The sequence below is a fragment of the Thermomonas sp. genome, from assembly GCF_046293095.1.
Taxonomy (GTDB): domain Bacteria; phylum Pseudomonadota; class Gammaproteobacteria; order Xanthomonadales; family Xanthomonadaceae; genus Thermomonas.
The window spans coordinates 23225-48014 of the sequence record NZ_JBKBPN010000008.1 but is presented as its reverse complement, the minus strand read 5'-3'; the positions used below and the strand labels follow the sequence as shown (position 1 = coordinate 48014).

The window sequence follows — 24790 nt, the reverse complement described above, 5'->3', positions numbered from 1 at the left end:
CCAGGAAGGCAGACCCATGACGCAACACAACCACCATCATCAAGATCACCAGGCACATAGCGAACAATCGCCTGTTTCCCGCAAGCGTGGCGATGGCGACGCCCATGCCGGGCACGACAAGCATGCCGGCCACAGCGCGGCGGGCTTCCGCGACAAGTTCTGGCTCACGCTGCTGCTGACCATCCCCACGTTGATCTGGAGCGGGATGATCCAGCATTGGTTCGACTACACCGCACCGCAGTTCCCGGGCGCGGCGTACATCCCCGCGATGTTCGGCACGGTCGTGTACTTCTACGGCGGCTCGCCGTTCCTCCGCGGCGGATACCAGGAACTGCGCAGTCGTTTGCCGGGGATGATGACGCTGATCTCGCTTGCGATCACCGTCGCCTTTGTTTACAGCGCCGTGGTCACGCTCGGCCTTGTCGAGGGACTGGATCTGTGGTGGGAGCTGGCGACGCTGGTGGCGATCATGTTGCTCGGCCACTGGATCGAGATGCGTTCGATCAACCAGGCACAGGGCGCTCTCAAGGAACTCGCGAAGCTGCTGCCTGACATGGCGGTGCGGTTGGATGAGGCCGGTACCGCGAAGGAAGTCCCCGTCGCGGAACTGAAGCGCGGCGACCTGCTGCTCATCAGGCCCGGCGCGAGCATTCCCGCCGACGGCGTCGTGAAGGAAGGGACCAGCGCCGTCAACGAAGCGATGATCACCGGCGAGTCCAAGCCGATGGACAAGTCGACGGGCGACCGGGTGATCGCCGGCACCGTCAACGGACAGGGCTCGTTGCGTGTCGAGGTGACGGGAACCGGCGACGAGACCGCGCTCGCGGGTATCATGCGGCTCGTCGAGCAGGCCCAGACGTCGCGCTCGCGCGCCCAGGCCCTGGCGGACCGGGCGGCGTTCTACCTCACGATCATCGCCATCGTCTCCGCCGCGGTTACCGCCATTGTCTGGCCACTCCTCGGTCGACCGTGGAGCTTCACGATCGAGCGCGTAGTGACCGTGCTCGTGATCGCCTGTCCCCATGCGCTGGGTTTGGCCATCCCGCTGGTGACCGCCATCTCGACCACGATTGGTGCACGGAACGGCCTGCTCGTGCGCGATCGACGCGGCCTGGAAGAGGCCCGTTTGCTGAACACGGTCGTGTTCGACAAGACAGGCACGCTCACGCTCGGTTCGCACCGCGTCGTAAAGACCACTGCCGCCGATGGACTCACCGACGACGAGGTGCTTCGCGTGGCCGCGTCGGTCCAGCGCGACGCTGAACATCCGATCGCGCAGGCGCTGATGACCAGCGCCAAGGAACATGGCATCGACGTTCCGATGTCGCAGGACTTCGAGTCCATGCCGGGACGCGGCGTGCGCGCAGTCGTCGAGGAGCGCTCGCTTCACGTTGGCGGGCCGGGTCTGTTGAGAATGCTCGCGGTCGAACCGCCGGAGACGCTTCGGCGGGCTGCCGAATCAGCGGCAGCCGATGGTCAATCTGCAACCTACCTGGTGGAAGGCGACCGGGTGCTCGCCGTATTTGCGATCGCGGATGCCATCCGTCCCGAATCGTTCGACGCGGTCAAGCGGCTGCACGACGAAGGACTGGAGGTTGTCCTGCTGACGGGTGATTCCACGGCGGTCGCAAACGCGGTCGCGAAGGAACTCAACATCGACACCGTCTTCGCCGAGGTATTGCCCGAGGACAAGGTGGCAAAGATCGAGGAGCTGCAGGCCCAGGGCAAGCGCGTCGCGATGGTGGGTGACGGTGTCAATGACGCTCCGGCGCTGCTCACGTCCGACGTCGGCATCGCCATCGGCACAGGGACGGACGTCGCGGTCGAGGCCGGCGACGTCGTACTCGTGCGCAGCGACCCGCGCGACGTGCCAGCGATCATCGAATTGAGCAAGGCCACCTATCGCAAGATGATCCAGAACCTGTGGTGGGCCGCCGGCTACAACATCGTCGCCATCCCTCTCGCCGCTGGCGTTCTCGCCGCATGGGGGATCCTGCTGCAACCTGCGCTTGGGGCAGTGCTCATGTCGCTGAGCACCGTCGTTGTGGCAATCAATGCGCAGTTGTTGCGCCGGGCGGTGCGGTCCCCATGAACATGATTCGGGGACACCTGTGACCACGCGCCGGCTTCTTGCACTCAACGTTGGCTCGTCCACCCTCAAGGGCGCGTCCTATCTGTTCAACACTGAGGGACACGGCGCGCAGTCTCGTCTGCTCGAGCGCTCCCGGGCCGAAATTCCAGTCGGCGTGGATGCGCAGGAGCGCCTTGCCACCCTGCTCGAGGCATTGTCGGAGCCGTGGCCCAGCCCCGACGTGGTGGTGCACCGAATCGTACATGGCGGTGACCTGCACGACGCCCGCGAGCTCGACGAAACCGTGCTCGCGAAACTGGATGCATTGGTGCCGTTCGCACCCTTGCACCAGCCGGTAGCCCTCGCTTTCGCGCGTGCCGCGCGCATGCGTTGGCCGCACGCGCGCCAAGGCGTGGCCTTCGACACCGACTTCCACGCGTCGCTCGCGCCCTGGAGCCGGCGCTTGCCTGTCCCTGAAGCATGGGATGCGCTGGGCATCCGCCGCTACGGTTTCCATGGACTCGCCTTTGCCTCCGCGCTCCGCATATTGGCCAGCCACGACGCTGGAATCCTGAAGGGCCGCGCTGTCTTCGCGCATCTGGGGGGTGGCTGCAGCGTCTGCGCCGTCGAGGGCGGCCGCAGCCGCGACACCACCATGGCGCTCACTCCGCTGGGTGGAATCCCGAGCCCTACCCGCTCCGGAGATCTCGATCCCGGCGCGTTGCTGTATCTGCTGAGGCATGAACGCCTGGATGCGCAGGCGCTTGAAAACGGCCTGTACCGCAGTGCAGGCCTTGCCGGAATCGCCGGCCATGGCGACATGCGCGTGTTGCTGACGGATCCCGGCCCGCAGGCCCAGCTTGCCGTGGAGCTCTTTGCAGTCCGGATTGCGCAGTCCATCGCGGCCATGGCCACGGCAATTGGCGGTCTCGACCATGTCGTCTTTTCCGGCGGCATCGGCCATCGCGCGCCGGTTTTGCGGGCTCGCATCGTCGCGCGACTGGCCTGGCTCGGCCTGGCGCTGGCACCTGACGTCAACGATGCTGGAGCCACGCGGATCGACCGCGGCGGCGGGCCGAGCATATGGAACGTCGCGATCGATGAGGAACGCGAACTGGCTGAATCGGCACTCGCCTGGCTGTAGCCACGACACGCCCCAAGGGTCGGCTCCGGTGGGGAATCACTCCTCGATCCGTGACGACGTGAGCACCGCTGCGAATCCACCACCGGGGGTGCGCATGTTCGTGGTCTGGCCCTGGTACAGCCTGGCCGCGAACAACAGGACACCCGCCTCGGACGCGAAGCAGCGCACATCCGCCTTGAGGGACTGGCCCCCATGCACGATCCGCATGCTCGGTGGCGCGAAGGCCTGTGCGATGTAGGTCGCCGACGCCATAGACGCCCAAGTCCGCCGGGTCAACTTGTCGCCCCGATAACTCCCACGGCTGCCAAACCCTGCTGCAGGCTTGAAGAAATATCCGTTGCGCACTGCCCACAACGCATCCCGGTTCGCGGGCACGAGTTCGACCGTGGGCGGGATCACCTGGCCCAGCAGTGCCGTCGAACCCGCATCGACCCCGAACCCGCCGAGCAGAGCCGGGTCCCCGAGCACCGCAAGGTTGCGCTTGTCGGCAAACAGCGCGTGTGCTCGGGGATGCGGCATCAGCGCGACGTCCCCTGCCAGGTAAGCCTCACGAATGTCTGCATGCGAGGCATCCTCGAGCGCGAAATCGGTCAACCGGTTGTAGACAGTGTCGATTCGACCGTGGGCATCCTCAAGCCCGTCCGAACCAAACGACAAATCCTCGGGAGCGCTGATCACGCAGTCCACGCCATGGTCCCGAAACGCGTTCGCGTACAGCTCAAACTCGGGGTAAAGGAACTGCGCTCGCGGAGTGCTGTCCACGATGGCCAGGCGCGACGGCGTGCGCCCGGATTGCTGCCGAGCATCCTCCATCCAGGCCGTGACGGCCGCATCACGCGCTTGGGCCGCGTTGGTCCAGGTGGCCCATGCTGGCGGCGCGCAAGACCGCACGGCATCGAGCAACAAGGCATTGAGGAGCAGACCGCCTGGATTGGTGTTGACCTCGATCAGCCGCGGCCCATCGACCGTCAGGTGAAAGTCCAGACCCAGGACGCCCCCCGCCGAACCCGGATCATGGGTTGCAATGTCAGGGGCCCATTGCAGGACCCGTTGGCTATATCCCGGGTTTCCTGCGACGTCGAAGACCGCCGCCGCGACTCGTCCCATGGCCTCCAACGCGGGCCGATCAACGAACAAGGCATAGGGTGAAAATAAGTGCGCGTGTACGGCGGGATCAGTCGTGAACTCCGGAAAGGCACCCCGGATCGACTCGTGCAGACGGAGGATGTCGACCACTTCGCATGCACACCGCTGGTTGAGCGGCGCGCTTTCCAGGGTGGCACAGTCGATCTCGCAGCCTGTCTGTCCAACTATTATCGGAGTCCGCGGTTCAACCACAACAGGGATTGTTCTGTTGGATCGGTGGACATGGCACTGTTCCGAACGAGCAGAACACACAGCAGTCGCCTTGATGCGGACGCAAAACCGCTCCACAGCCCGTGCACTCATAGAAGAATTGACACGCTGTGATGGGCATTGTCTCGGTCGCCCGATGGCCGCACTCCGGGCAGGTCAAGATGCTTTCCAGCTTGACGTCACTCACCGCCAGTCCGCACCTTGGCCGGGAAGCCTGCTTCCGTGACTGCACGCGCGATTCCGGCTGCATCCGTCTGGCTCGATTCGAACGTCACCGTGACTGTTTCAGCCCGGGTGTCCACCTTCACATCGGCCACGCCCGGCACCTTCTCCAGCGCCTTCCTGATGGTGATGCCGCAGGCGGGACAGGTCATGTTCTCAGCATCGAGCATCACTACGGTTGCGGGCGTCGCAAGAGCGGCACCGACCGACAGAGCAGCCACCAGGGCCAGTATCCACTTGTGCATCGCGCCTCCTACAGAATCCAGACGATGTAATAGGGAAACAGCAGCAACAGGACGATGAGGGCTGTCGCCAACCAGAGCCAACGTCGCCTGCGTCGCAGAGCGTCCGGGGCGATGCAACTGCCATCCACACCGCACCGTGCCGCCGGTCGATACAGCATCCAAAACGCCACGGCCAAGGACAGTACGGCGGCGGCGCTGAACCAGGGCCTCAAGGGATCGAGAGCTGTCAGGGTGCCGATCCAGGCGCCACTGATGCCCAGCAGGACCAGCACCAGCGGCACGACGCAGCAGACCGATGCGCCAATGGCGGCGATGCTCGCGCCAACGATGGCTGGAACAGACGATTTGGCCGGGGTTGTTTGCATCAGAGCATACTAGCCTCTGTACCTAGGTACGGAGTCAAGCCGTGCGTCCGAACACGTTTACGATCAGCCGGCTGGCGGCGGCGGCCGATGTGCACGTCGAAACCGTGCGCTACTACCAGCGACGTAGGCTGCTGCGTCAACCCGAGCGACCCATAGGAGGCGTGCGTCGTTACGACGAAAACGATGTCAATCGGCTTCAGTTCATCCGGCGCGCTCAGATGATGGGATTCAGCCTCGACGAGATCGCTGGCCTGCTAGAGATCACAGGCGAACGTTCTTGCGAGCAGACCCGTCAGCTGACCGAGCGAAAGCTCGTCGATGTCCGTCTACGAATCCGCGAGCTGCGACAGCTGGAGAGGGATCTCGAACAGAAAATAGCGCGGTGCGCCCAAGTGCCGGCGGGAGAGTGCTGCCCAACCCTCGATTTTCTGGAGCGGCCAAGAAAGCCAGCTGCGACAGGCAGTTAGCTCACTTTCGGCCCGTTTTTACACGAATCCCTGCCGACCCTCTCATGGCTTGAACCGGCGGTCGAGCTCCGCCTGGGCAAAATACGCTGACGCCTTGCGCAGGATCTCGTTGGCCTGGCGCAGCTCGCGTACTTCCCGCTCCAACGCCTTTATCCGCGCCTGCTCGTCGGTAGTCGGCCCGCTGCGCAAGCCGCGGTCACGCTCGGCCTGACGGACCCAGCGACGCAGCGACTCGGGCGTGCACCCTACCTTGCCTGCGATCGAGACAATCGCCGCCCACTGCGATCCGTGCTCGCCCTGATGCTCCAGCACCATCCGTACCGCGGGGTTCTACCCCGAAATCACGGACGGTTGTAAAAGAGCTGACAGCTTCCGGTCTTTCCTGGCCACCCTGCGCCGCATCCTCGGGTTGTGGAACCGCTCGATGTATTCGAACACATCAGCCCTGGCGGCATCGGGTGTCGGATACGTCATGCGGTGGACCCGCTCGCGCTCGAGCAGGCCGAAGAAGCCTTCGCACGCCGCGTTGTCACCGCAATGGCCCACCGCGCTCATCGAGCACACCAGTTCGTTGGCCGCCAGGTAACGCTGGTAGTCGCCGCTCCGGAACTGGCTGCCGCGATCGGAATGCAGGATCACCGGGTCGCTGCCCTGACGCTGCCAGACCGCCATCTGCACGGCCCGGATCACCATCTGCCGATCCTGCCGATGGTGCATCGACCAGCCCACCACGCGCTGGTCGAACAGGTCCAGCACGATGCACAGGCACAGCTTGCCCTGCCGGTCTTGAGTTCGGTGATGTCGGTGACCCACTTGGTCTCCGGCTCCAGCGCAGTGAAGTCCCGTTCCAGCAGGTTGCGCACGCCCGGCGGCGTCAGCGCGGGCCGGCCACGCTGCCCACGCCGCTTCGGCCGCGGCCAGCCCTCCAGGCCATCTTCAGCCATCAGGCGCGCCACCCGGTTCAGGCTGACGGGTTCGCCGGCATCGGCCAGATCTTCCTGCATCCGACCGGCGCCCAGCGTGCCCCGGCTGTCTTCATGCAGCTCACGGATGCGGTCGAGCAAGCGCTCGTTGTCGAGCTGGCGGGTGCTTGGCAGGCGCTTGCTCCAGTCGTAGTAACCACTGGCCGAGACCCGCAGGCAGCGGCACATCAGCCGAACCGGGAACTCATCGCGGCAACGTTCGATCGCCTGATACCTCAGGACGATCCCTTGGCAAAGAACGTCGCCGCTTCTCTTAAAAAATCCCGCTCCTTCTTCACCCGGGCCAGCTCGCGCTTCAGGCGGGCGAGTTCCTCATCCCGGGGCGAGCCGGTGCCGCCGAAGGCCACCTTGCCTTGGCTCTGGGCCTCTCGCTTCCAGCGGGTCAGCAGCGTGTCCCGGATCCCCAGCTCCCGTGCCACCTGAGCGCAGCTGACGCCCGGCTGGCTCGCCTGCTCAACCGCGCCACGCTTGAACTCTGCACTGAACTTCCTTCGCTTCGACATGAACACTCCTCATGGCCTCGATCGGCCTTCTCGTAAGTGTCCGTGAAAACGGGGGTGAACCCTCGGTGGCCATGTGAGCCGCGTCGGACAGCAGCGCCAAGCTGTTGGTGACGAGGCCACCCACCACCTCGGCGACCAGGAAGGCGGCGGTGAGTCCGAAGGCCCACCACAACGGTTTCTCATGCTGGACTTCGCCCAGCCCGTGATCGTGTCCTGCACCCATGTCTTGTGCTCCTAAGTGGCCGCAGCCTGCATGAAGTTTCGATCAAGCGTTCGCAGCCCGCGGTGAACCCTCCGCCTGCCGATGCAGCCAGCGATACAACGCCGGCAGCACGAGCAGCGTCAGCAATGTCGAGGACACGATGCCGCCGATCACGACCGTCGCCAGCGGGCGCTGCACTTCCGAACCTGCGCCTACGTTGAGCGCCATCGGCAGGAAACCGAGCGAGGCCACCAGCGCCGTCATCAGCACCGGGCGCAAGCGACCCAGCGCCCCATCCACGATCGCATTGTCGAGAAAATCGCCTTGCTCACGGAGCTTTCGGATGAACGCGATCATCACCAGGCCGTTCAGCACGGCAACGCCCGACAACGCGATGAAGCCGACGCCAGCGGAGATCGACAGCGGAATGCCGCGCAATGCCAGTGCGATTACGCCGCCGGTCAACGCCAGCGGCACGCCACTGAACACGATGGCCGCATCCTTCGCCGAACCGAAGGCCATGAACAACAGGCCGAAGATGATCACCAGCGTCACCGGGACCACGATCGCCAGGCGCCGGCTCGCGGAGATCAGTTGCTCGAACGTGCCGCCGTATTCGATCCAGTAGCCAGTGGGTACCCGGACCTTCGCTTCGATCGCCGATTGCAGTTCGTTGACGAAGCCGCCGAGGTCGCGGTCGCGCACATTGGCCGTGACGACCACGCGGCGCTTGCCGTTCTCGCGGTTGATCTGGTTGGGGCCAAGCGTGGACTCGATGCGCGCCACTTCCCGCAACGGCACCGTGCGTGGCGCACCGCCCACCCAGCTTGCCGGCCGGCTCGATTCGTCGGCCTCGCCGTTGCTGCCCAGCGGGATCGGCAGATCGGCGAGTGCGGCCGGGTCCTGGCGCACACCTTCGGGCAGGCGTACGACCAGATCGAAGCGCCGATCGCCGTCGAACAACTGGCCGGCCACCTCGCCGCCTACGGCCGTGGCCACCGTGTCCTGCACGTCGCCTGGGTTGAGCCCGTAACGCACGAGCGCCTGGCGATCCGGCACCACGGTCAGCAGCGGCAAGCCGGCGACTTGTTCGGTCTTGACGTCGGCCGCACCGGGCACGGCCGCCATCACTCGCTGCACCTGCGCCGCCGTGCGGACCAGCTGGTCGAGGTCGTCGCCATAGATCTTGACCGCCACGTCCGCACGCACGCCGGAAATCAGCTCGTTGGTGCGCATCTGGATGGGCTGGGTCAGCTCGTAGTTGTTGCCGGGCAGCCTGGTGATCGCCGCTTCCATCTCCTCCAGCAACTCGTCCTTCGGCTTGCGTGGGTCGGGCCAGTCCTCACGCGGCTTGAGCATCACGAAGGTGTCTGAAATCGACGGCGGCATGGGGTCGCTGGCCACTTCGGCAGTGCCGATCTTGGCGAACACGCGTTCCACTTCCGGGAAGCCTGCCAGCGTCTTCTCCAGTGTTTCCTGCATGGCTACCGACTGGGTCAGGCTGGTGCCGGGAATGCGCAGCGCCTGCACCGTGATGTCGCCTTCGTCCAGGTTCGGAATGAACTCGGTGCCCAGACGGGTAGCAAGCAAGCTGCACAGCACTACCAAGGCGGCAGCGCCAGTTAGCACCCAGCCCCGACGCTTCAACGACCAGGCCAGCATCGGTGCATAGCGGCGTTTGGTCCATGCCATCAGACGGTTTTCCTTCTCCTCGACGCGGCCGCCCAGGAAGGTGGCGACGGCCGCCGGCACGAAGGTGAGCGAGAGCAGCATCGCACCGGTCAGCGCAAGCACCACGGTGATCGCCATCGGGTGGAACATCTTTCCTTCGATGCCGCTCAGCGCAAAGATGGGCAGGTACACGGCGGTGATGATGCCGACGCCGAACAGGCTGGGACGGATGACTTCGGCCGTCGCGACCGCGGTCAGGTCGAAGCGTTCCTCCCGCGTCATGGTGCGGCCGAGGGCGTGCTGCGCCTCGCCGAAGCGGCGCAGGCAGTTCTCGATGATGATCACGGCGCCGTCGACGATGAGTCCGAAATCGAGCGCGCCCAGGCTCATCAGGTTGCCCGACACGCCGCCGCGCACCATGCCGATAACGGTGAACAGCATCGCCAGCGGAATCACCGCCGCCGTGACCAATGAAGCGCGGACGTTCCCCAGCAGCAGGAACAGCACGACGACGACGAGGATCGCGCCCTCGATGAGGTTCTTGGCGACGGTGTGGATCGTGCGGTCGACCAGTGCGGTGCGGTCGTAGACTGGACGGGCCGTGACGCCCTCAGGCAGGCTCGCGTTTGCCGTTTCGAGCTTCGCCGCGGAGGCCTGCGATACCTCCCGGCTGTTGGCGCCCACCAGCATCACAACGGTGCCGATGACCACCTCGCGGCCGTTCTGTGTAGCGGCACCCGTACGCAGTTCCGGTCCTTCGCCCACGAGCGCCACGTCGCGTACCCGGATCGGCACGCCTTCGCGCCGGTCCAGCACGATCTCACGGATGGCATCGAGATCGGCAACCTGGCCCGGTACGCGAACGAGGAACTGCTGGCCGTTGCGCTCGATGTAGCCGGCGCCGACGTTCTGGTTGTTGGCCGCGATCGCCGTGACCACGTCATGCAGGGTGAAGCCCAGCGCCACCAGTTTGGCCGGATCCGGCGTGATGTGGATCTGCCGTTCGAAGCCACCGATGGTGTTGACCTCGGTAACGCCCGGCGTATTGCGCATCTGCGGACGCACCACCCAATCCTGCAGGGTGCGCAGGTCGGTGGCCGTATACGGTGTGCCGTCCCGCTTGCGCGCCGTCGGATCGGCGTCGACGGTGTACATGAAGATCTCGCCCATGCCGGTGGCGATGGGCCCCATGTCCGGGTCCAATCCTTCCGGCAGCTGCGACTTCACCTGCTGCAGGCGTTCGGATACCTGTTGGCGGGCGAAGTAGATGTCGGTGCCGTCCTCGAAGATGACGGTAACCTGCGACAGGCCATAGCGGGACAGCGATCGGGTGTAGTCCAGGCGCGGCAGGCCGGCCAGCGCCGTCTCGATGGGGAAAGTGACGCGCTGCTCGGCCTCCAGCGGCGAGTAGCCCGGCGTCTCGGTATTGATCTGCACCTGGACATTGGTGATGTCCGGCGTGGCATCGATCGGCAGCTTCGTGAAGCTCCACACGCCCAGCCCGACCAGGGCGAGCGTGAGCAGCAACATCAGCCACCGATGCGCGATGGCGAATCGGATGATTTTTTCGAGCATGGCGGCGACCTCAGTGCTCGTGCTCGGCGGTCGATTTCTCGATGTCCGCCTTGACGAGGAAGCTCTGCTCGACCACGACCTGCTCGCCGGCCTTCAGGCCGGACACGATCTCGACGCGCTGTGCGTCGCGGCGCCCGCCCCGCACCGGGCGCGTGACGTAGGTGTCGCCCCGGCGCACGTACACCACATCGTCCTCGCCGGCGGTCTGCAGCGCGCCGAGCGGGACCACGAGGTTAACGGGCTGGTGATCGACCGTCACCCGCGCCTTTACCGCGGAACCCGGCCGCCACAGGCCGTCGAGGTTGCGGATCGTGGCACGCGCCACGGTGCTCTGGCTCGCGGTGGCGGTTCCCGGCAGCACGCGTTCGAGCGTGGTTTCGGCGGTGACGCCATCGCTCATGCGGGTAACCAACACCGGTACGCCGGCGGTGATGTGCTGTGCGTCCGCGCCGAAGATGTGCAGGTCCACCCACAGCTCCGACAGGTCCGCGATCTCGTACAGCGCCGCGCCCTCGCCGGCGACCGTTCCGATCGACGCGTTGCGCGCGAGGACCACGCCGGAAATCGGCGCAGGCACGGTGTAGGTGGTGAGGCTCAGGTTGCTCTCGATCGTGGCCAGCGGCTGCCCGGCCCGCACGCGGTCGCCCACGTTGGCGCGCAGCGTACGGATCGGGCCGGGAAAGCGCGCCATGACCTTGGCGACGCGGCCTTCGACGGGCGTGAGCAATCCCTGGACTTCGTGCTCGTCGGCGATCACCCCGGCGGCAGCCGGTGCAACGCGAATGCCGGCGTCCTGCGCCACCTTCGCGGCGATGGTGGTGCGATCCATCGCCTCTTCGTGACCTTCCTCTTCGTGGCCGCCCGCTTCGGCCTGCGATTCGTCTTCATGGCCGGGCTCACCCGCGGGCTTGGCGCCGCCACAAGCGCCCAACAGGACAGCCAGCGTCAGCGCGCTGATCCGGTGCATCCACTTCATGGGGTGTCTCCTTGCGTCGCCCGTGTCGGTGCCGCCACGAAAGGCGCTCCGGTCAGGCGTTGGATTTCGATAAGGGCGCGCTGGGCTTCAAACGCGGCGTCGAGTTGTTGTTTGCGCGCGGCGGTGCGTTCGGACTGCAACTGCGCCCATTCCAGGTAGCTGATGGCCCCGGCGCGGTAGGCGCGCTCGGCCGCCGCTTCGGCCCTGGCGAGCTTGGGCATCACGTCGGTGCGCAGCCGATCCAGCTCCACCTGCGCCGTGAGGTAGCGCCCGTGCGCTTCGGCCAGTGTCGAATACAGCGACAGCCCCTTGGACTCGCGTTCGATCTCCAGCGCGGTGAGTTCGGCCTCGGCCACGCGGATCTCCGGCTGCGCGCGGCGACTCGCGCCCAGCGGCATCGACACACTGCCCACGAGGGCCAAGTCGTCTGTTGACTGCAACCTGCGGATGCCGACTTCCCAATCCAGATCCGCCTTGGCATCGGCACGCGCGAGTTGCAGGCGCGCCTCACGGATACGGCGCTCACCGACGAACTGCGCAAGCTCGGGCGTCTGTTCCAGCAAGCTCGCCAGGGTGGCAAACGCAGGCACCTCGGGCAGGACCGTCGGGTCGCCAGCCACCGCGTCGAAGGTGGGTGATCGCTCGCCCCACAGGGCGGCCAGGTGCTGCCGCGCCGCCGCATGGCGTTGCTCGGCACGGGCACGATCCAACTCCGCTCGGGCCAGGGCCGCCTGCGCGGTCAGCACGACCGACTCGGGCGAAGCGCCGGCCTGCAGCCGTTGCCGCGCTCCGGCGACGGTACGTTGCCGCTGGGCAATGTCGAGCTCGGCGATCTCGCGCTGGCGTTGCGCGGCGACCATCGCCAAGTAGCGACGCGCGACTTCCGCCAGCAGGTCGAGGCGCCGGGCCTCGCGCTCGACCGCCAGGGCATCGATGCGACTTTGCGCCAGCGTGCGACGCGCATCGAGCTTGCCGCCACGCTCCAGCACCGACGCCAGGGTCAGGGTCAGCTCCGCGCCGCTCAGGCCACTCGCCTCGCCGGTGCCGAAAGCGTTCTCGACGCTGGCGCCGGCGACCAGTGGGGGGCGCAGGGTTGCGCGGCCCAGTTCGGCGGCGAGCACGTTGTGTCGCGCCCCGAGCAGGCGCAGATCGGGATGGGATTCGGCGACGCGCGCAAATGCGTCGTCCAGGGAGAGTCGATCAGCCGCGTTCGCCGGCCATGCAATGGCGGACACGGCGACCAGTGCGGCGAACGCCGCAAGTCGCACAGACATGGAAACACTCCAATCGGAAAGGGCCAGCGCCGGTGGGGCGTCAGGCCGAGATCGGAGGTCGGAAGGGGGCGAGCCATCGCCCGCTAGGCACAAGGCGCGAGTCCGTCAGGTTCGTGGGTTCGCTGTGACTGATCCGGGGCAGCACCAGCGGTGCAGCGGGTGTAGGCACCACATGCCCGCAGCAGTGAGCCAAGTGGTGCATGACGTGCAGCGTGCCGGCGGCATTGCCCTCTTCATCGGGCGCTCCGGTTTCGCTGATGTCGTGCACGCTCGCGGCGCCGTGCGACAGCTCGTGCAATTCGCTCACCGAGCCCAGCACCGGCTGCAGGACCACGCTCAACGCCAATGCCGCCAGCATCAGCCAGCGACAGAGGGACAGCGGGGGACGGCGCGAGGTCATGCAGAGGGCGATTTCGATTCGGCGCGGGCACGGCGGGCATCGCCGAGGATCTCGATGGCTTCCTTGATCACGTACAGGCCGATCAGGGTGCCGATGACGTAATCCGGGTACGGGGTGGCGAGCCAGAGTACCAATACACCGGCCAGGATGACGCCGATGTTGGCCACCACGTCGGCGCGGGTGAACAGCCAGGTGGCACGCAGGTGGACCTCGCCCGCCTTCAGCGGGGCAAGCAGGCGCAGGACGGTGACGTTGACCGCAAGCGACAGCAGCGCGGTGCCGATCATCCAGCCGCTGAGCGGCTCGGCGCCATAGACGACGCGCCGGCCCACCTCCACCAGCACGCCGATACCGAGCACGAGCAGCACGCTGCCACTGAGCCAAGCCGCGTTCGCCTTGAAGCGGGCGGTGCGCCCAATGGCCACCAGGCCGATCGCGTAGGCGGTGGCGTCGGACAGCATGTCCAGGGCGTCGGCCAGCAGGCCGGTCGACTGGGCGATCCAGCCGGCAAGGCCGCCGATCACCGCCATGGCGGCGTTGAGCACCAGGGCGATGCGCAGTACGCGCCGCTCCTGTGCGTTCTTTGCCTCATGGTGGCAGCCGCAATCGCTCATCGGGGTCCTCGTCGAACAGATGCCACCCGGCCAGGGTGGCGGCGGAATGCGGCGAAGGATAAAGTCTGTAGTAGCTACGGAGTCAAGCACGTGAAGATCAGCGAAGCGGCCGCCGCCAGTGGCTGCCACCTGGAGACCATCCGCTACTACGAGCGCTCGGGCCTGGTGTCGCCGCCCAAGCGCACGCACAGCGGCTATCGCTCCTACACCCCCGCCGATGTCGACCGGCTGCGCTTCATCAGCCGAGGGCGCGAGCTGGGCTTCAGCCTGGAGGAGATCCGCAGCCTGCTGCGCCTGGACGACGACCCCACCATGTCGTGCCGCGACGTCGACGCCATGGCCCGCACCCATCTGGCCGATATCCAGGGGCGCATCGCAGAGTTGCAGCGTATGGCGTCGGAACTGGAACGGGTCATTGCCGACTGCGCCGGCGGCGAGCGCGGAACGTGCACCATCCTGGGGGCACTGCGCCGGCCGGGCAGCGCCCAGGTTTCATGTCCGGAACCGGGGTGCCGCTCATGAGCCTCGAACGGTATCTGGAGGCCGCCGGACGCAAAAACACGCAGCGCAGGCGAACTTGTCGGCTGCTAGCCACGATAACGGCCCCTTATCCGCCGCCCTGCCCTCCCCGGGCAACGTCCGCATGCGGCCAGAAGCGGACATCGCACATTGCGTTACATACTGGATGTGTCGGCCTTCAAAGCACCAAGAATGCTGCAGCTTGCACGCTCCCGCCCGCTGCAGCTTTCGATCGTGCGCTGAAGCTCGCGTTCCATGCGCTGCAAATCGGCGAGACGCCGTTGGATATCCACGAGATGGATCCGTGCCAAGCGATCCACATCGCTGCATGAAAGCTGGGATTCCTCCGCTAGCCGCAGCAGGCTCTTCAACTCTTCGAGGCTGAAGCCGAGCGCACGGCCGCGCGTTATGAAGCGGAGGCGATCAATGTCGGCGTCGCGATATTGCCGATACCCGCTCGCCGTTCGGTCGGGTGCGGTCATCAGGCCGATCCGCTCGTAGTAGCGGATTGTTTCGATGTGGCAGCCGCTGGAGGCGGACACTTCCCCGATCTTCATGGTTGACCCTGTAGTGGCTACGGACTTTAGTATGTAGTCCGAGCCAACCCCGGACAACGATGAGCGACTGCGGCTGCCACCACGAAGCGAAGAGTGCGCAAGAACGCCGGATCCTAACCATCGCGCTGGTGCTCAACGCAGCCATGGCGGTGATCGGCGGCGTGGCGGGCTGGATGGGCCAGTCGACCGGCCTCCTCGCCGATGCGCTGGACATGTTGTCGGATGCAACGGCCTACGCAATTGGTCTCGTGGCCATTGGGCGCGGTGCCCGTTTCAAAGCGAATGCCGCATGGCTCAGCGGCAGCGTGCTGCTGATGCTAGGTCTGGGGCTGCTGCTGGAAGTCGGCCGCCGCGTATTCCAGGGCGCCGAGCCGCTCAGCGGCTGGATGATCGGCACTGCGTGCCTGTCGCTGGTTGTCAATCTGACCGTCCTGCGGCTGCTGGCACCCTTGAAGTCCGGCGAAGTCCACCTGCGTGCCACCTGGATCTTCACCCGCGCCGACGTGGTCGCGAACGTCGGCGTCATCGTGGCCGGCATCCTGGTCCTCGTGCTGGCCTCACCGTATCCCGATTACGTGATTGGTACCCTTATCGGCCTGTACGTAATTAAGGAAGCTCTTGAGATCCTGTCGGACGCGCGCAATGCGCGTTCAGAGTCCAAGTCCAGCAAATGACGCCAGCCGCCCGCCACCGCCGCAAGCTTCTGCACTGGCTGACCATCGTCAGCCTGATGTTGGCGCTCGTGTTGCAACCGACTCTGGCGGCTATCGGTGAGCTGCATGAGTTGGGCCACGGTCTGGACCAAACTCACATCGCTACCGAGGATCATGGAGCGGTCACGTGGTGCGATCCACGCTTGCCCATGTCCTGCTGGAGCAGGTTGGTGTATGCAACGTCGAACTGATTATCGAGGATCCTGGCCCATCAACGGGCCATGCATCGGAGCCTCGCGGTCCGTTGAGAAAGAGCTAATAAAGTCCGGTGAGAGTCCGCTTTGGGTCGAAAGCAGCCGCTCCTGCATTGGCACTACACCGCCCATACATCCGCCAACAGCTCCGCTTGCGCTATGACCTTCTCAATCGCCTCCGGCTGCTTGTCCGGTGGATACCGGTGTGTGGCCAGCAGCACCTTCACCATCGCAACCATCTTCGCGCGCGAGTCCTTACGGTTCTGCCAGTTGATCGTCGCCGACTTACGTAGCTTGTCGGTCAACTCCTGCGCCAGCGCGCGCAACACGGGATGGCCGAGCTCACGCACGGCAGATTCGTTCTCTGCCAATGCCTGGTAGAAGGCGAACTCTTCCTCGCTCATGCCGTCCGGCGGGCGAGCCTCGTTGATCTCCCGAGCCAGCCGGATCAGCTCTTCGATCACTTCGACCGTGGTCAGGCCTCGGTTCTGGTAGCGGTTGATCGCTTCCTCCAGCCGGGTGGCGAATTCCTTGCCCTGCAGTGCGTTCCTTTGCCCGCGCGACCGGATCTGGTCGGCTAACAGGCGTTCCAGCAGTTCGGCCGCTAGGTTCTTCGTCGGCATCTCGCGGATCTGGGCTAGGAAGCGTTCGTCCAGCAGACTGATGTCCGGCTTGTCCAGGCCGAGCGTGCCGTAGAGGTCGTTGACGCCTTCCACCAGCACGCCCCGAGCCACGAGCTGGCGCAGCGCGGCCTCCTTTTCCAGTCGCGACAGGCCGCCGGCCGAACGGGTTAGCTTGATGAGGCTCACGCGGACCGCCTGGAAGAAGGCGATCTCTTCGCGCACCGCCATCGCCTCGGGCCGGGTGCCGGCCAGTGCCTGCGCCTTGGTCAGCTTTGCGACCTGGTCGAGGTACGAGCGCACGCCACGGTTGCGACCCTTATCGTCGGGTTCTGGGTCCAGCTTGAGGATGTGCTCCATCGCTGGCGCCAGCAGCGCGAGGGCGCGCTTCGGATCTTCGAATCCGCTGCAGTCGAAGCTTGGGAAGAACTCCTTGCGAACCACGTCCAGGGTATCGAGCAAGATGCATAGCGCCGCGCCGGAGGTGTCCACCGGCTCGCGCTCTGCACCGCTGTCGCGTGTGTATTGGCGGATGGCCTTCTTCAGTTCCTCGCCAATTCCGATGTAGTCGACAACCAGGCCGCCAGGCTTATCCATCCAGATGCGGTTGGTGCGGGCAATGGCCTGCATCAGGCCGTGGCCCTGCATGGGCTTGTCCACGTACAGGGTGTGCACGGGCGGGGCATCGAAGCCAGTCAGCCACATGTCGCGCACGATCACCACCTCCAGCGGCGTCTCGTGCGGCTTCAGCTCGTCGGGTGACTGTTTGAAGCGCTTCTCCAGCAGCTTGCGATCGGCCTTGTCGGTGCGGTGCGGGTGGAAGTGCGGAGGATCGGCGGAGCTGCCGGTCATGACGACCTTGATCCGACCGGAGTTGATGTCGTCCGCATGCCAGTCCGGGCGCAACTTCACGATCTCGTCATACAGCCGAACCGCGGCCTCGCGCGAAACGGCCACGATCATCGCCTTGCCGGCCACCGACTCCTTGCGTGCTTCCCAGTGAGCCACAAGGTCTTCGGCCAGGGTCGCCATCCGCCCGTCGGCCATGGCCAATGCCTCCAGTCGGGTGTAGCGGCTGGCAGTGCGATTCTGTTCGGCCTCGTCCTCGTCGCCGGTAGCGTCGAGGAACTCGTGCATCAGCGCCTGCTTCTCGGCCTCGTTGAAGCGCAGCTCGATGATCCGAGACTCGTAGCTGACCGGCACCACCGCCTCGTCTTCCTGTGCGGCGATCATGTCGTAGACGTCGACGTAGCTGCCGAAGACGGCCTCGGTGTCGCGGTCGTCCAAGCTCACAGGCGTGCCGGTCATGCCCAGGTAGATTGCATTCGGCAGGGCATCGCGCATGTACTTGGCCAAGCCGTACTTGGTTTTGCCAGTCCTTGTGTCCAGGTCGGCGCGAAAGCCATACTGGGTGCGCTGTGCTTCGTCGGCGATCACCACCACGTTGTCGCGCTCGCACAGTACCGGCACCGAGGTCAGGCCTGGCTCGGGCGCAAACTTGTTGATGGTGGTGAAGAACACTCCGCCGGCCTGCACCTCCGACAGCATCCGGCGCAGATCCTCGCGACTGTCGGCCTGGGTGGGCGTGGCGCGCAGCGACCAGGCGCTATCGGAGAATGTTTCGTAGAGCTGGCCGTCCAAGTCGTTGCGGTCGGTAACCAGCACCACCGTGGGATTGCGGAACTCCTGCCGATCGCGAAGTGCCATAACATAGAACAGGGCCAGCAGCGACTTGCCCGAGCCCTGGGTGAACCAGATCACGCCGCCCTTGCCGTCCTTGCGCTGGGTTAGCGCTTCGACCGCGCGCTCGACTGACTTCTTCACCCCGTGATACTGGTGCCACTGGGCGATGATCTTGAAGCTGGCGCCACCGTCGGCCCCGGCATAAGCAACGAAGCCTCGGAAGAAGTCCAGCAGCGTCGCCGGGTTGAGCAGGCCGCGCATGAGTACTTCCAGCTCCAGCTGCCCGTCGCGGACCTTCTTACCGCCCAACAGCCGCCAGCGCGAGTAGCGCGACAGATCGGCACTGAGCGAACCGTAGCGCGCCACCGTGCCGTCGGAAACGACATTGAGCAGGTTGAACCAGAACAGCTGCGGAATCTCGGACTTGTAGTTCTGGATCTGGTTCCAGGCGGACTCAAAGTCCGCGTTGAGATCGGCCGGGTTCTTCAGCTCGACCACCACGAGCGGCAAGCCGTTGACGAACAGCACGATGTCCGGCCGTCGCAGCTTCGCGCCCTGCACTGTGAACTGGCGCACGGCTAGCAGGTCGTTGTGGTCATCAGGGTCGATCACCGGGACGCGCAGCACCTCGCGTCGGCCGTCGCTGGCATTGCACTCAAGGGGCACGCCGTTACGCAGCCAATCGTAGAGCTCTCGGTTGCCGTCGACCAGGGACTGGTGCCCATAGCCGGCGATCTTCATAACCACAGCGTCCACATCGGATGCCGGGAGTTTGGGATTGAGGCGGATGGTGGCTTCGCGGAGCCGCGGCGCCAGCACCACGTCTGACCAGCGATCGCGCACGCCCAGCTCGCCACCTGGCGCAACTGCCTCGCCCTCGGCGATGGCCCAGCCCGTGTTGGCCAGCCACTCCAGGCAGGCGTCTTCGAGGTGATGTTCCTTCATTACCTTGCGCAGTCCCGATGTCCCCCAGGGCAGTATGCCGCCGAATGGCTCATGGAATTGGGGGCCGTGGAGCTCGAGCCCGGCGATGGCACTGTCGTACAGGTGTGCCGGATTCCAGTGTTGGGGTCGCTTTCGCGGGTCTGGCTGTTGCTGTGACACATGGAACTGTCACAGAACTTGTCACAAGCCATTCCGGTGGGTTCCGGGGATGACCAGTGGCGATCCTTCAGAAGTGGCCTGCAAGTTGGCTGTGACAGTCGAACTGGCACAAAAAAGCCCGCTTTCGAGGCGGGCTTTGGTCATCTAACGCATTGATTTTTTAGGGAAACTCTGGTGGCTATGGGTGGACTCGAACCACCGACCCCAGCATTATGAGTGCTGTGCTCTAACCGGCTGAGCTACATAGCCAGATTTCCCAAATTGTTTGCGTTGACCCCGACATTATGAGTGCTGTGCTCTAACCGGCTGAGCTACATAGCCTACGTGGGCCGGGAATTATTCCGGCTTTGCGGTGCGTCGTCAATCAGTGCGCGGCTGGCTTGCAGCATGCCGGCGCGGCTGGCAGAGTCGGGGGCAGTGGATATCGTGGAGTCCGCATCGTGATCGATCCGGACGGTTTCAGGCCCAACGTGGGCATCGTGCTGATGCACGAGGACGGGCGGGTGTTCTGGGCGCGACGTGTGCGCCGGGACGGCTGGCAGTTCCCGCAGGGCGGGATCAACAGCGACGAAACGCCTCTGGAGGCCATGTACCGCGAGCTGCGGGAAGAAACCGGGCTGCTGCCCGCGCATGTGGAGGTGCTGGGCGCCACGCCCGGCTGGCTGCGCTACCGCTTGCCGCCGCACGCCATCCGCCACCGTGACCGCCTGGTCTGCATCGGCCAGAAGCAGGTCTGGTACCTGCTGCGCTTCCGCGGCTCCGACGCCGACCTGCGGCTGGACCTGACCGAGACGCCGGAATTCGACGGCTGGCGCTGGGTGGACTTCTGGTACCCGCTGCAGCACGTGGTGCCCTTCAAGCGCAGCGTGTATGCCCGCGCGCTGGCCCACCTGGCGCCCCTGGCGCGCGCCGTGGCCGGGTGCGAAGCCGTGCCGGAGACGACCTGGCCGCGGCCGCGTCCCGGCTATCTCCGCCAGCGCTGATCCAGCCACCCGCTTGCCCGGCACAAACCTGAACGGGCGGCGACCGCTCGTCGGAAACATGTTGCATCGCAACAAAGCCGCGCATATGTTGCACTGCACAACCGGCATATCCCTTCGCCGGCCCTCACACAGGCACCGCAGGAGAACGCCATGTACCAGTTCAACGACCAGTTCAACAACACCGCCCGCCAGTTCGCCGACGCCGCCGCCAGCATCCATCACCTTGCGCTGGAGAACGCCAGCAAGGTGTTCGGTCTGCACATGGCCGCCCTCGAGGACAACATGAACGCCACCTTCGCCTTTGCCGGCGAGCTGCTGGACGTGCGCGACCCCGAGGGCCTGAAGAGCGTGTGGCCGAAAGGTCTGCAGGTGGCCCGCACCAACGCCGAGCGCAGCTTCGGCGCCGTGCAGGAAGCCTTCGCCGGCACCATCAAGACCAATGAAGCCATCAGCGCTCTGGCCAAGAGCCAGTTCGAGCAGGCCGGCGCGCAGGTCAAGGCCGAAGTCGAAAAGGCCGCCAAGGCCGGCGCCAAGGCCGCCAAGTAACCGTCCACCGGATCGCGCCCGCCTTCCCCCTCCGACGGGCGCATCCATGGCCCGGCAGCTGCGGCTGCCGGGTTTTTTTGTGCCAACGCCGCGCCGCGGCACTCAGCGAGGTGCTTGCCGCAACATCGAGCCGAAGCTGAGGTACCAGGCGTCGGCGCCGCGGCTGTTGCGGCCGAAGCCCAGGAAGACCGGCCCCAGCGGGGTGTCCAGGCCGCCAAACAGACTGCCGGCCACTACCGGGGCACCGGTTCCGAATGCGCCCTGCGATTGCCAGACGTTGCCGGCTTCCAGACTGGCGCCCACGTACAGCGGCAGCGAGAACAACCGGCTGGTATCGCCACTGCGCCGGTAGAACACCGCCCGTGCCAGCGCAGCTTGCGTACCCACCAGCGAGCGCTCGGAGAATCCAGACAGGTTGAGGAAGCCACCAAGGAACGTCTGCGCGCGGAAAGCGGCAGGATCATCGACCGCGCTGGCCAACCGCGCCCCGAGCAGGACGTGGTAGCGCCGCCATGACAGCGCGTGGTCATAGGCGACGCGAACCACCTCGCCCTCTGCGTCCGCACCCGCCCATGGATGCAGCGACAGCCACTCCAGATCGGCACGGGCGCCACGGGTGGGAAAGCTGATGCTGTCCAGCGTGTCGCGGGTGGCGATCAGGCGCAGGCCGGCGAAACTTTCCGACGCGTTCCGCAACAGCGCAGGATCGCCGATGCCGAGCCGCGCGGCGTCCTTGCCACCCACCAGCGCAATGCCCACCCGCCAGGCGGGCGATGGCGAATAGCCCGCCTCCAGGCTGGCCTCGCGCCGCAGCAGGCGGTATTCGGCCAGCTGCACCTCGCCGTCCCGCCATAGCGGCAGCGACTCGCTGCCCAGGGCAATGGCCGGCTCCACGTAGAAGGCACCACCGTCGCCGAACGGCTGGCGAAACTGGCTGCGCAGGCCGGTGGTCCGCCCCAGCTGCAGCAGGTTGCGCCACTGCCCGCCGCTGCGGTTGACGTCGTTGAACACCAGCTCGGCGGAGAGCAGGTAATTGCTGCGGCCGTTGAAATCGTCGTCCAGCTGCAGGCCCACCTTGCCGAAGGCGGTCCATGGCTTCTGCCGCGGTAGCAGCTCGAGGCCGGTCTGGCCGTCGCGCCGGATCAACCGGTAGTCGATGGTCTCGAAGCGGCCATCGCCGTAAGCACGGCCGATGCCGCGTTCGACCGCATCGACGTCGAAGGGGCGACCGACCAGTGCCTCGGTGGCCCACGCCGCGCGGCGCGTCGCCGAGGGCGACAGGCCCGGCTCGACCTCAAGGAAAGCCAGCAGCCCCGGATCGAAGTCGCGATGGCGCTGGCGTACGCGCAGCGCGGCATAGCGATCAGGCGGCAGCGCCAGCGCCCGCAACTGCGGCAGCAGGGCTTCGGCCGCACGTTCGCCCGCCGCCACCGCCTCGGCGGCCCGGTTGAACTGGCCGGCGGTCAGGTCGCCCAGCTCGGGTTTCAGCAGGACATCGCCCGGCCCCAGCGTGGCCAGCTCGCGTGCGGTCTTCTCCGCCATCAGCGCGGTGACCACCTGGTCGAGGATGGTGGCCGGGTTGCGCAGCGCCGCCTGCTCCAGCAACGGTGAGCTGACATCCACCACCACCAGCCGCTGCGCCCCCATCGCGCGCACTTCGGACACGGGCACGTTCTCGGCCAGCCCGCCATCCACCAGCAGGCGATCGCCCACCTTCACCGGCGCGAACGCCCCCGGCACCGACATGCTGGCGCGCATCGCCACCGCCAGATCACCGTCTGCAAACACCTGCTTGCGGCCACTGACGATGTCGGTGGCCACCGCGCGGAACGGGATCGGCAGGTCGTCGAAACGCTCCGTGCGCCAGGTTGACAGCGTGAGGCGGCGCAGCAGCAGCATCAGCTTCTGCCCGCGCACCAGCCCGGCGGGGACGCCCAGGCGGCCGTCGCGATAGCCAATCTCCAGATCCAGCAGATGGCGGAAGTCCTCGTCCTTGCGCTCCATCGGCAGGTCCTGCCGCGCGGGGCCATCACTGAGCGCATCGGCCCAGTCCAAGCCGTCCACCACCCGCTCCAGCTCGGCGGCATCGTAGCCGGCTGCATACAGGCCACCGACGATCGCGCCCATGCTGGTACCGGCCACCGCACAGACAGGGACGTGCTCGCGCTCCAGGACCTTGAGCACGCCGACGTGGGCAATGCCACGGGCGCCGCCGCCGCCCAGCACCAGCCCGACGCAGGGGGGATCCGCTCCGGTCGGCGCGGCCTGCACGTCAAACGCCGCAATCAGCGCCGCCAGCACAACAGGCCACGCAAGCATCGACCTGCGCTGACGGCGGTTTCCCGGGCCCTTCACAGCTTGTGGTTGCCGCATGCCCACACCTCGCGCTGATCCACTGTCATCATGTGGCCGGCATGTTCCGGCACGATCGTGACGTTTGCCACAGGGAATGACTGTCATTCCTATTTTTATACTGCGCGGTGTAGGATCACTGCATCCCTGCCCTGCGCGCCTGCGTACCGGACCTTGCACAGGCCCCGTAGCCCGCCCCCAGCCTCCTCCTGCCCGGATCTCATCATGACGGCCAACCACTCCCCCCAACGTCCGCCCCGCCCGGCCCTGCGCTGGATTCTGATGCTGGCGGGCGTGCTTGTCGTGTTCGGCGGCGTGTTCGCCATCAAGGCGTTCTTCGCCAAGCAGACCAACAATTTCTTCGACAACATGCCGCAGCCGGCCGCGACGGTCTCCGCCGCGCCCGCCAGGCAACAGCGCTGGGCGGAGGGTGGAGAAGCCGTCGGCACCTTGGTGGCCGTCAACGGCACCGACGTGACTACCGAAGCGGGCGGCGTCGTCCGCAGCATCGAGTTCGAGGCCGGCCAGCCTGTCGCCGCGGGTGCCGCGCTGGTGCGCCTGAACAGCGCCAACGAGGACGCCACGCTGAAGGCGCTGGAAACCTCGGCCACGCTGGCCGAAACCCAGGCCCACCGCTGGCAGCAGCTGGGCCAGGACAAGCTGGTCTCGCTGGACGAAGTGCAGCAGCGCACGGCCGCCGCCGCCAGCGCACGTGCCCAGGTGGAAGCACAGCGTGCACTGATCGCACAGAAAACCATCCGCGCGCCGTTTGCCGGCGTGCTGGGCCTGCGCAAAGTCAACCTGGGCCAGTACGTGGCGCCCGGCATGGCCATCGTCTCGCTGCAGCAGCTCGACCCGATCTATCTGGATTTCACCCTGCCCGAGCAGCTGATCGGCAAGCTGGCCGAAGGCATGCCGGTGCAGGCCCGCATCGACGCCCTGCCCGGCCGGACCTTCGAAGGCAGGATCAGCGCGGTGGAGCCGCAGGTTGACGCCAGCACCCGCAACTTCAAGGCCCAGGCCACCCTGCGCAACCCCGACGGGGCCCTGCGCCCGGGCGTCTTCGCCAAGGTCGGCTTCGACCTTGGCAACGCGCGTGACGTGGTGGTCATTCCGCAGACCGCCGTCAGCTTCAACCCCTACGGCAACGCGGTGTTCGTGATCAGCAAGGTCAAGCGCAAACCCGGCGAAACCGACATGCAGGGCAAGCCGTTGACCGGCGACAAGCTGGTGGCGACCCAGCGTTTCATCAAGACCGGCGCCACCCGTGGCGATCTGATCGCGGTCACCGAGGGCCTCAAGCCCGGCGAGCAGGTGGCGACTTCCGGCCTGCTGAAGCTGCGCAACGGTGCCGAGGTGACGATCAACAACAGCGTGCAGCCTGCCGCCGACGCCCAGCCGCAGGTCGAAAACCGCTAAGAGCGGCCGTGCGTCGCTCCCATCCTGACTTG

At 66.1% G+C, this 24790-nt stretch carries 20 protein-coding genes, 1 tRNA gene and 3 pseudogenes; 8 read left to right on the top strand and 16 right to left on the bottom strand.

Features of this window, described 5'->3' with window-relative positions; translation table 11 throughout:
- Window positions 1–16: 16 nt before the first annotated feature.
- Together ACK4SG_RS12305 and ACK4SG_RS12300 are read left to right on the top strand one after the other, a co-directional pair.
- Window positions 17–2092 carry a heavy metal translocating P-type ATPase gene (locus tag ACK4SG_RS12305; protein ID WP_409602147.1) on the top strand — a complete coding sequence of 692 codons (2076 nt, stop codon included), beginning with the start codon at window positions 17–19 and terminating at the stop codon, window positions 2090–2092.
- A 19-nt stretch (window positions 2093–2111) separates the two neighbouring features.
- A complete protein-coding gene (locus tag ACK4SG_RS12300) occupies window positions 2112–3215 on the top strand; it encodes a hypothetical protein (RefSeq protein WP_038053347.1) in 1104 nt (367 codons plus the stop codon).
- Window positions 3216–3251: 36 nt separating this feature from the next.
- Here ACK4SG_RS12300 and ACK4SG_RS12295 read toward each other — a convergent pair whose 3' ends face one another.
- From ACK4SG_RS12295 to ACK4SG_RS12280, 4 genes are all read right to left on the bottom strand, one after another.
- Window positions 3252–4451 carry a hypothetical protein gene (locus ACK4SG_RS12295; protein ID WP_036196073.1) on the bottom strand — a complete coding sequence of 400 codons (1200 nt, stop codon included), beginning with the start codon at window positions 4449–4451 and terminating at the stop codon, window positions 3252–3254.
- Window positions 4452–4545: 94 nt separating this feature from the next.
- Window positions 4546–4758, bottom strand: a complete 213-nt coding sequence (locus ACK4SG_RS12290; protein WP_080354540.1) for a GDCCVxC domain-containing (seleno)protein — start codon at window positions 4756–4758, stop codon at window positions 4546–4548.
- Entirely contained in the window at window positions 4751–5038 is a 288-nt protein-coding gene (locus ACK4SG_RS12285) for a heavy-metal-associated domain-containing protein (protein ID WP_017355169.1), read from the bottom strand. The genes ACK4SG_RS12290 and ACK4SG_RS12285 overlap by 8 nt, the downstream gene beginning before the upstream one ends.
- Before the next feature lie 8 nt (window positions 5039–5046).
- A complete protein-coding gene (locus ACK4SG_RS12280; RefSeq protein WP_017355168.1) occupies window positions 5047–5403 on the bottom strand; it encodes a mercuric transporter MerT family protein in 357 nt (118 codons plus the stop codon).
- 41 nt (window positions 5404–5444) lie between these two features.
- Here ACK4SG_RS12280 and ACK4SG_RS12275 point away from each other — a divergent pair, with 41 nt between their 5' ends.
- Complete coding sequence (locus tag ACK4SG_RS12275; RefSeq protein ID WP_043766636.1) at window positions 5445–5870, top strand: MerR family transcriptional regulator; 426 nt, start codon at window positions 5445–5447, stop codon at window positions 5868–5870.
- A 40-nt stretch (window positions 5871–5910) separates the two neighbouring features.
- Here ACK4SG_RS12275 and ACK4SG_RS12270 read toward each other — a convergent pair.
- The 8 genes and pseudogenes from ACK4SG_RS12270 to ACK4SG_RS12235 form a co-directional block, all read right to left on the bottom strand.
- Window positions 5911–6185 (bottom strand): annotated as a pseudogene (locus ACK4SG_RS12270) (transposase); the annotation flags it as partial.
- A 15-nt stretch (window positions 6186–6200) separates the two neighbouring features.
- A pseudogene (locus ACK4SG_RS12265) lies at window positions 6201–7356 on the bottom strand (IS3 family transposase).
- 4 nt (window positions 7357–7360) lie between these two features.
- Window positions 7361–7579: pseudogene (locus ACK4SG_RS12260) on the bottom strand (cation transporter); the annotation flags it as partial.
- A gap of 42 nt (window positions 7580–7621) precedes the next feature.
- Window positions 7622–10804, bottom strand: coding sequence for an efflux RND transporter permease subunit (locus ACK4SG_RS12255; RefSeq protein ID WP_141482367.1), 3183 nt, complete (start codon window positions 10802–10804; stop codon window positions 7622–7624).
- A gap of 10 nt (window positions 10805–10814) precedes the next feature.
- The gene (locus ACK4SG_RS12250) at window positions 10815–11780 is read right to left on the bottom strand and encodes an efflux RND transporter periplasmic adaptor subunit (protein ID WP_081770103.1); all 966 of its coding nucleotides are present in this window, start codon (window positions 11778–11780) and stop codon (window positions 10815–10817) included.
- The gene (locus ACK4SG_RS12245) at window positions 11777–13054 is read right to left on the bottom strand and encodes a TolC family protein (RefSeq protein WP_043689475.1); all 1278 of its coding nucleotides are present in this window, start codon (window positions 13052–13054) and stop codon (window positions 11777–11779) included. Before ACK4SG_RS12245 ends, ACK4SG_RS12250 begins: the two co-directional genes overlap by 4 nt.
- A gap of 40 nt (window positions 13055–13094) precedes the next feature.
- Window positions 13095–13454, bottom strand: a complete 360-nt coding sequence (locus ACK4SG_RS12240; RefSeq protein WP_028917135.1) for a DUF2946 family protein — start codon at window positions 13452–13454, stop codon at window positions 13095–13097.
- Window positions 13451–14068, bottom strand: coding sequence for a cation transporter (locus tag ACK4SG_RS12235; RefSeq protein WP_024867892.1), 618 nt, complete (start codon window positions 14066–14068; stop codon window positions 13451–13453). Before ACK4SG_RS12235 ends, ACK4SG_RS12240 begins: the two co-directional genes overlap by 4 nt.
- Window positions 14069–14158: 90 nt before the next feature.
- Here ACK4SG_RS12235 and ACK4SG_RS12230 point away from each other — a divergent pair, with 90 nt between their 5' ends.
- Entirely contained in the window at window positions 14159–14590 is a 432-nt protein-coding gene (locus tag ACK4SG_RS12230) for a MerR family transcriptional regulator (protein ID WP_024867893.1), read from the top strand.
- Between the two features lie 152 nt (window positions 14591–14742).
- Here ACK4SG_RS12230 and ACK4SG_RS12225 read toward each other — a convergent pair whose 3' ends face one another.
- Window positions 14743–15144, bottom strand: coding sequence for a MerR family transcriptional regulator (locus ACK4SG_RS12225; protein ID WP_112927834.1), 402 nt, complete (start codon window positions 15142–15144; stop codon window positions 14743–14745).
- 59 nt (window positions 15145–15203) lie between these two features.
- Here ACK4SG_RS12225 and ACK4SG_RS12220 point away from each other — a divergent pair, with 59 nt between their 5' ends.
- Entirely contained in the window at window positions 15204–15818 is a 615-nt protein-coding gene (locus tag ACK4SG_RS12220) for a cation transporter (RefSeq protein WP_409602138.1), read from the top strand.
- A gap of 352 nt (window positions 15819–16170) precedes the next feature.
- Here the strand turns inward: ACK4SG_RS12220 and ACK4SG_RS12215 are convergent, their stop codons facing one another.
- Both ACK4SG_RS12215 and ACK4SG_RS12210 read right to left on the bottom strand, forming a co-directional pair.
- Entirely contained in the window at window positions 16171–19299 is a 3129-nt protein-coding gene (locus tag ACK4SG_RS12215) for a type I restriction endonuclease subunit R (protein WP_409602136.1), read from the bottom strand.
- A 331-nt stretch (window positions 19300–19630) separates the two neighbouring features.
- Window positions 19631–19707: transfer RNA gene (locus tag ACK4SG_RS12210), tRNA-Met, on the bottom strand.
- A 191-nt stretch (window positions 19708–19898) separates the two neighbouring features.
- Between ACK4SG_RS12210 and ACK4SG_RS12205 the strand changes: the two genes are divergently transcribed.
- Window positions 19899–20441 carry an RNA pyrophosphohydrolase gene (locus ACK4SG_RS12205; protein ID WP_409602134.1) on the top strand — a complete coding sequence of 181 codons (543 nt, stop codon included), beginning with the start codon at window positions 19899–19901 and terminating at the stop codon, window positions 20439–20441.
- A 150-nt stretch (window positions 20442–20591) separates the two neighbouring features.
- Window positions 20592–20987 carry a phasin family protein gene (locus ACK4SG_RS12200; protein WP_409602132.1) on the top strand — a complete coding sequence of 132 codons (396 nt, stop codon included), beginning with the start codon at window positions 20592–20594 and terminating at the stop codon, window positions 20985–20987.
- A gap of 102 nt (window positions 20988–21089) precedes the next feature.
- On the opposite strand, the gene ACK4SG_RS12195 is transcribed toward ACK4SG_RS12200, so the two are convergent.
- The gene (locus ACK4SG_RS12195; RefSeq protein WP_409602130.1) at window positions 21090–23306 is read right to left on the bottom strand and encodes a patatin-like phospholipase family protein; all 2217 of its coding nucleotides are present in this window, start codon (window positions 23304–23306) and stop codon (window positions 21090–21092) included.
- A gap of 258 nt (window positions 23307–23564) precedes the next feature.
- On the opposite strand from ACK4SG_RS12195, the gene ACK4SG_RS12190 reads away from it, so the two are divergent.
- Window positions 23565–24758, top strand: coding sequence for an efflux RND transporter periplasmic adaptor subunit (locus ACK4SG_RS12190; protein WP_409602128.1), 1194 nt, complete (start codon window positions 23565–23567; stop codon window positions 24756–24758).
- Window positions 24759–24790: the final 32 nt, after the last annotated feature.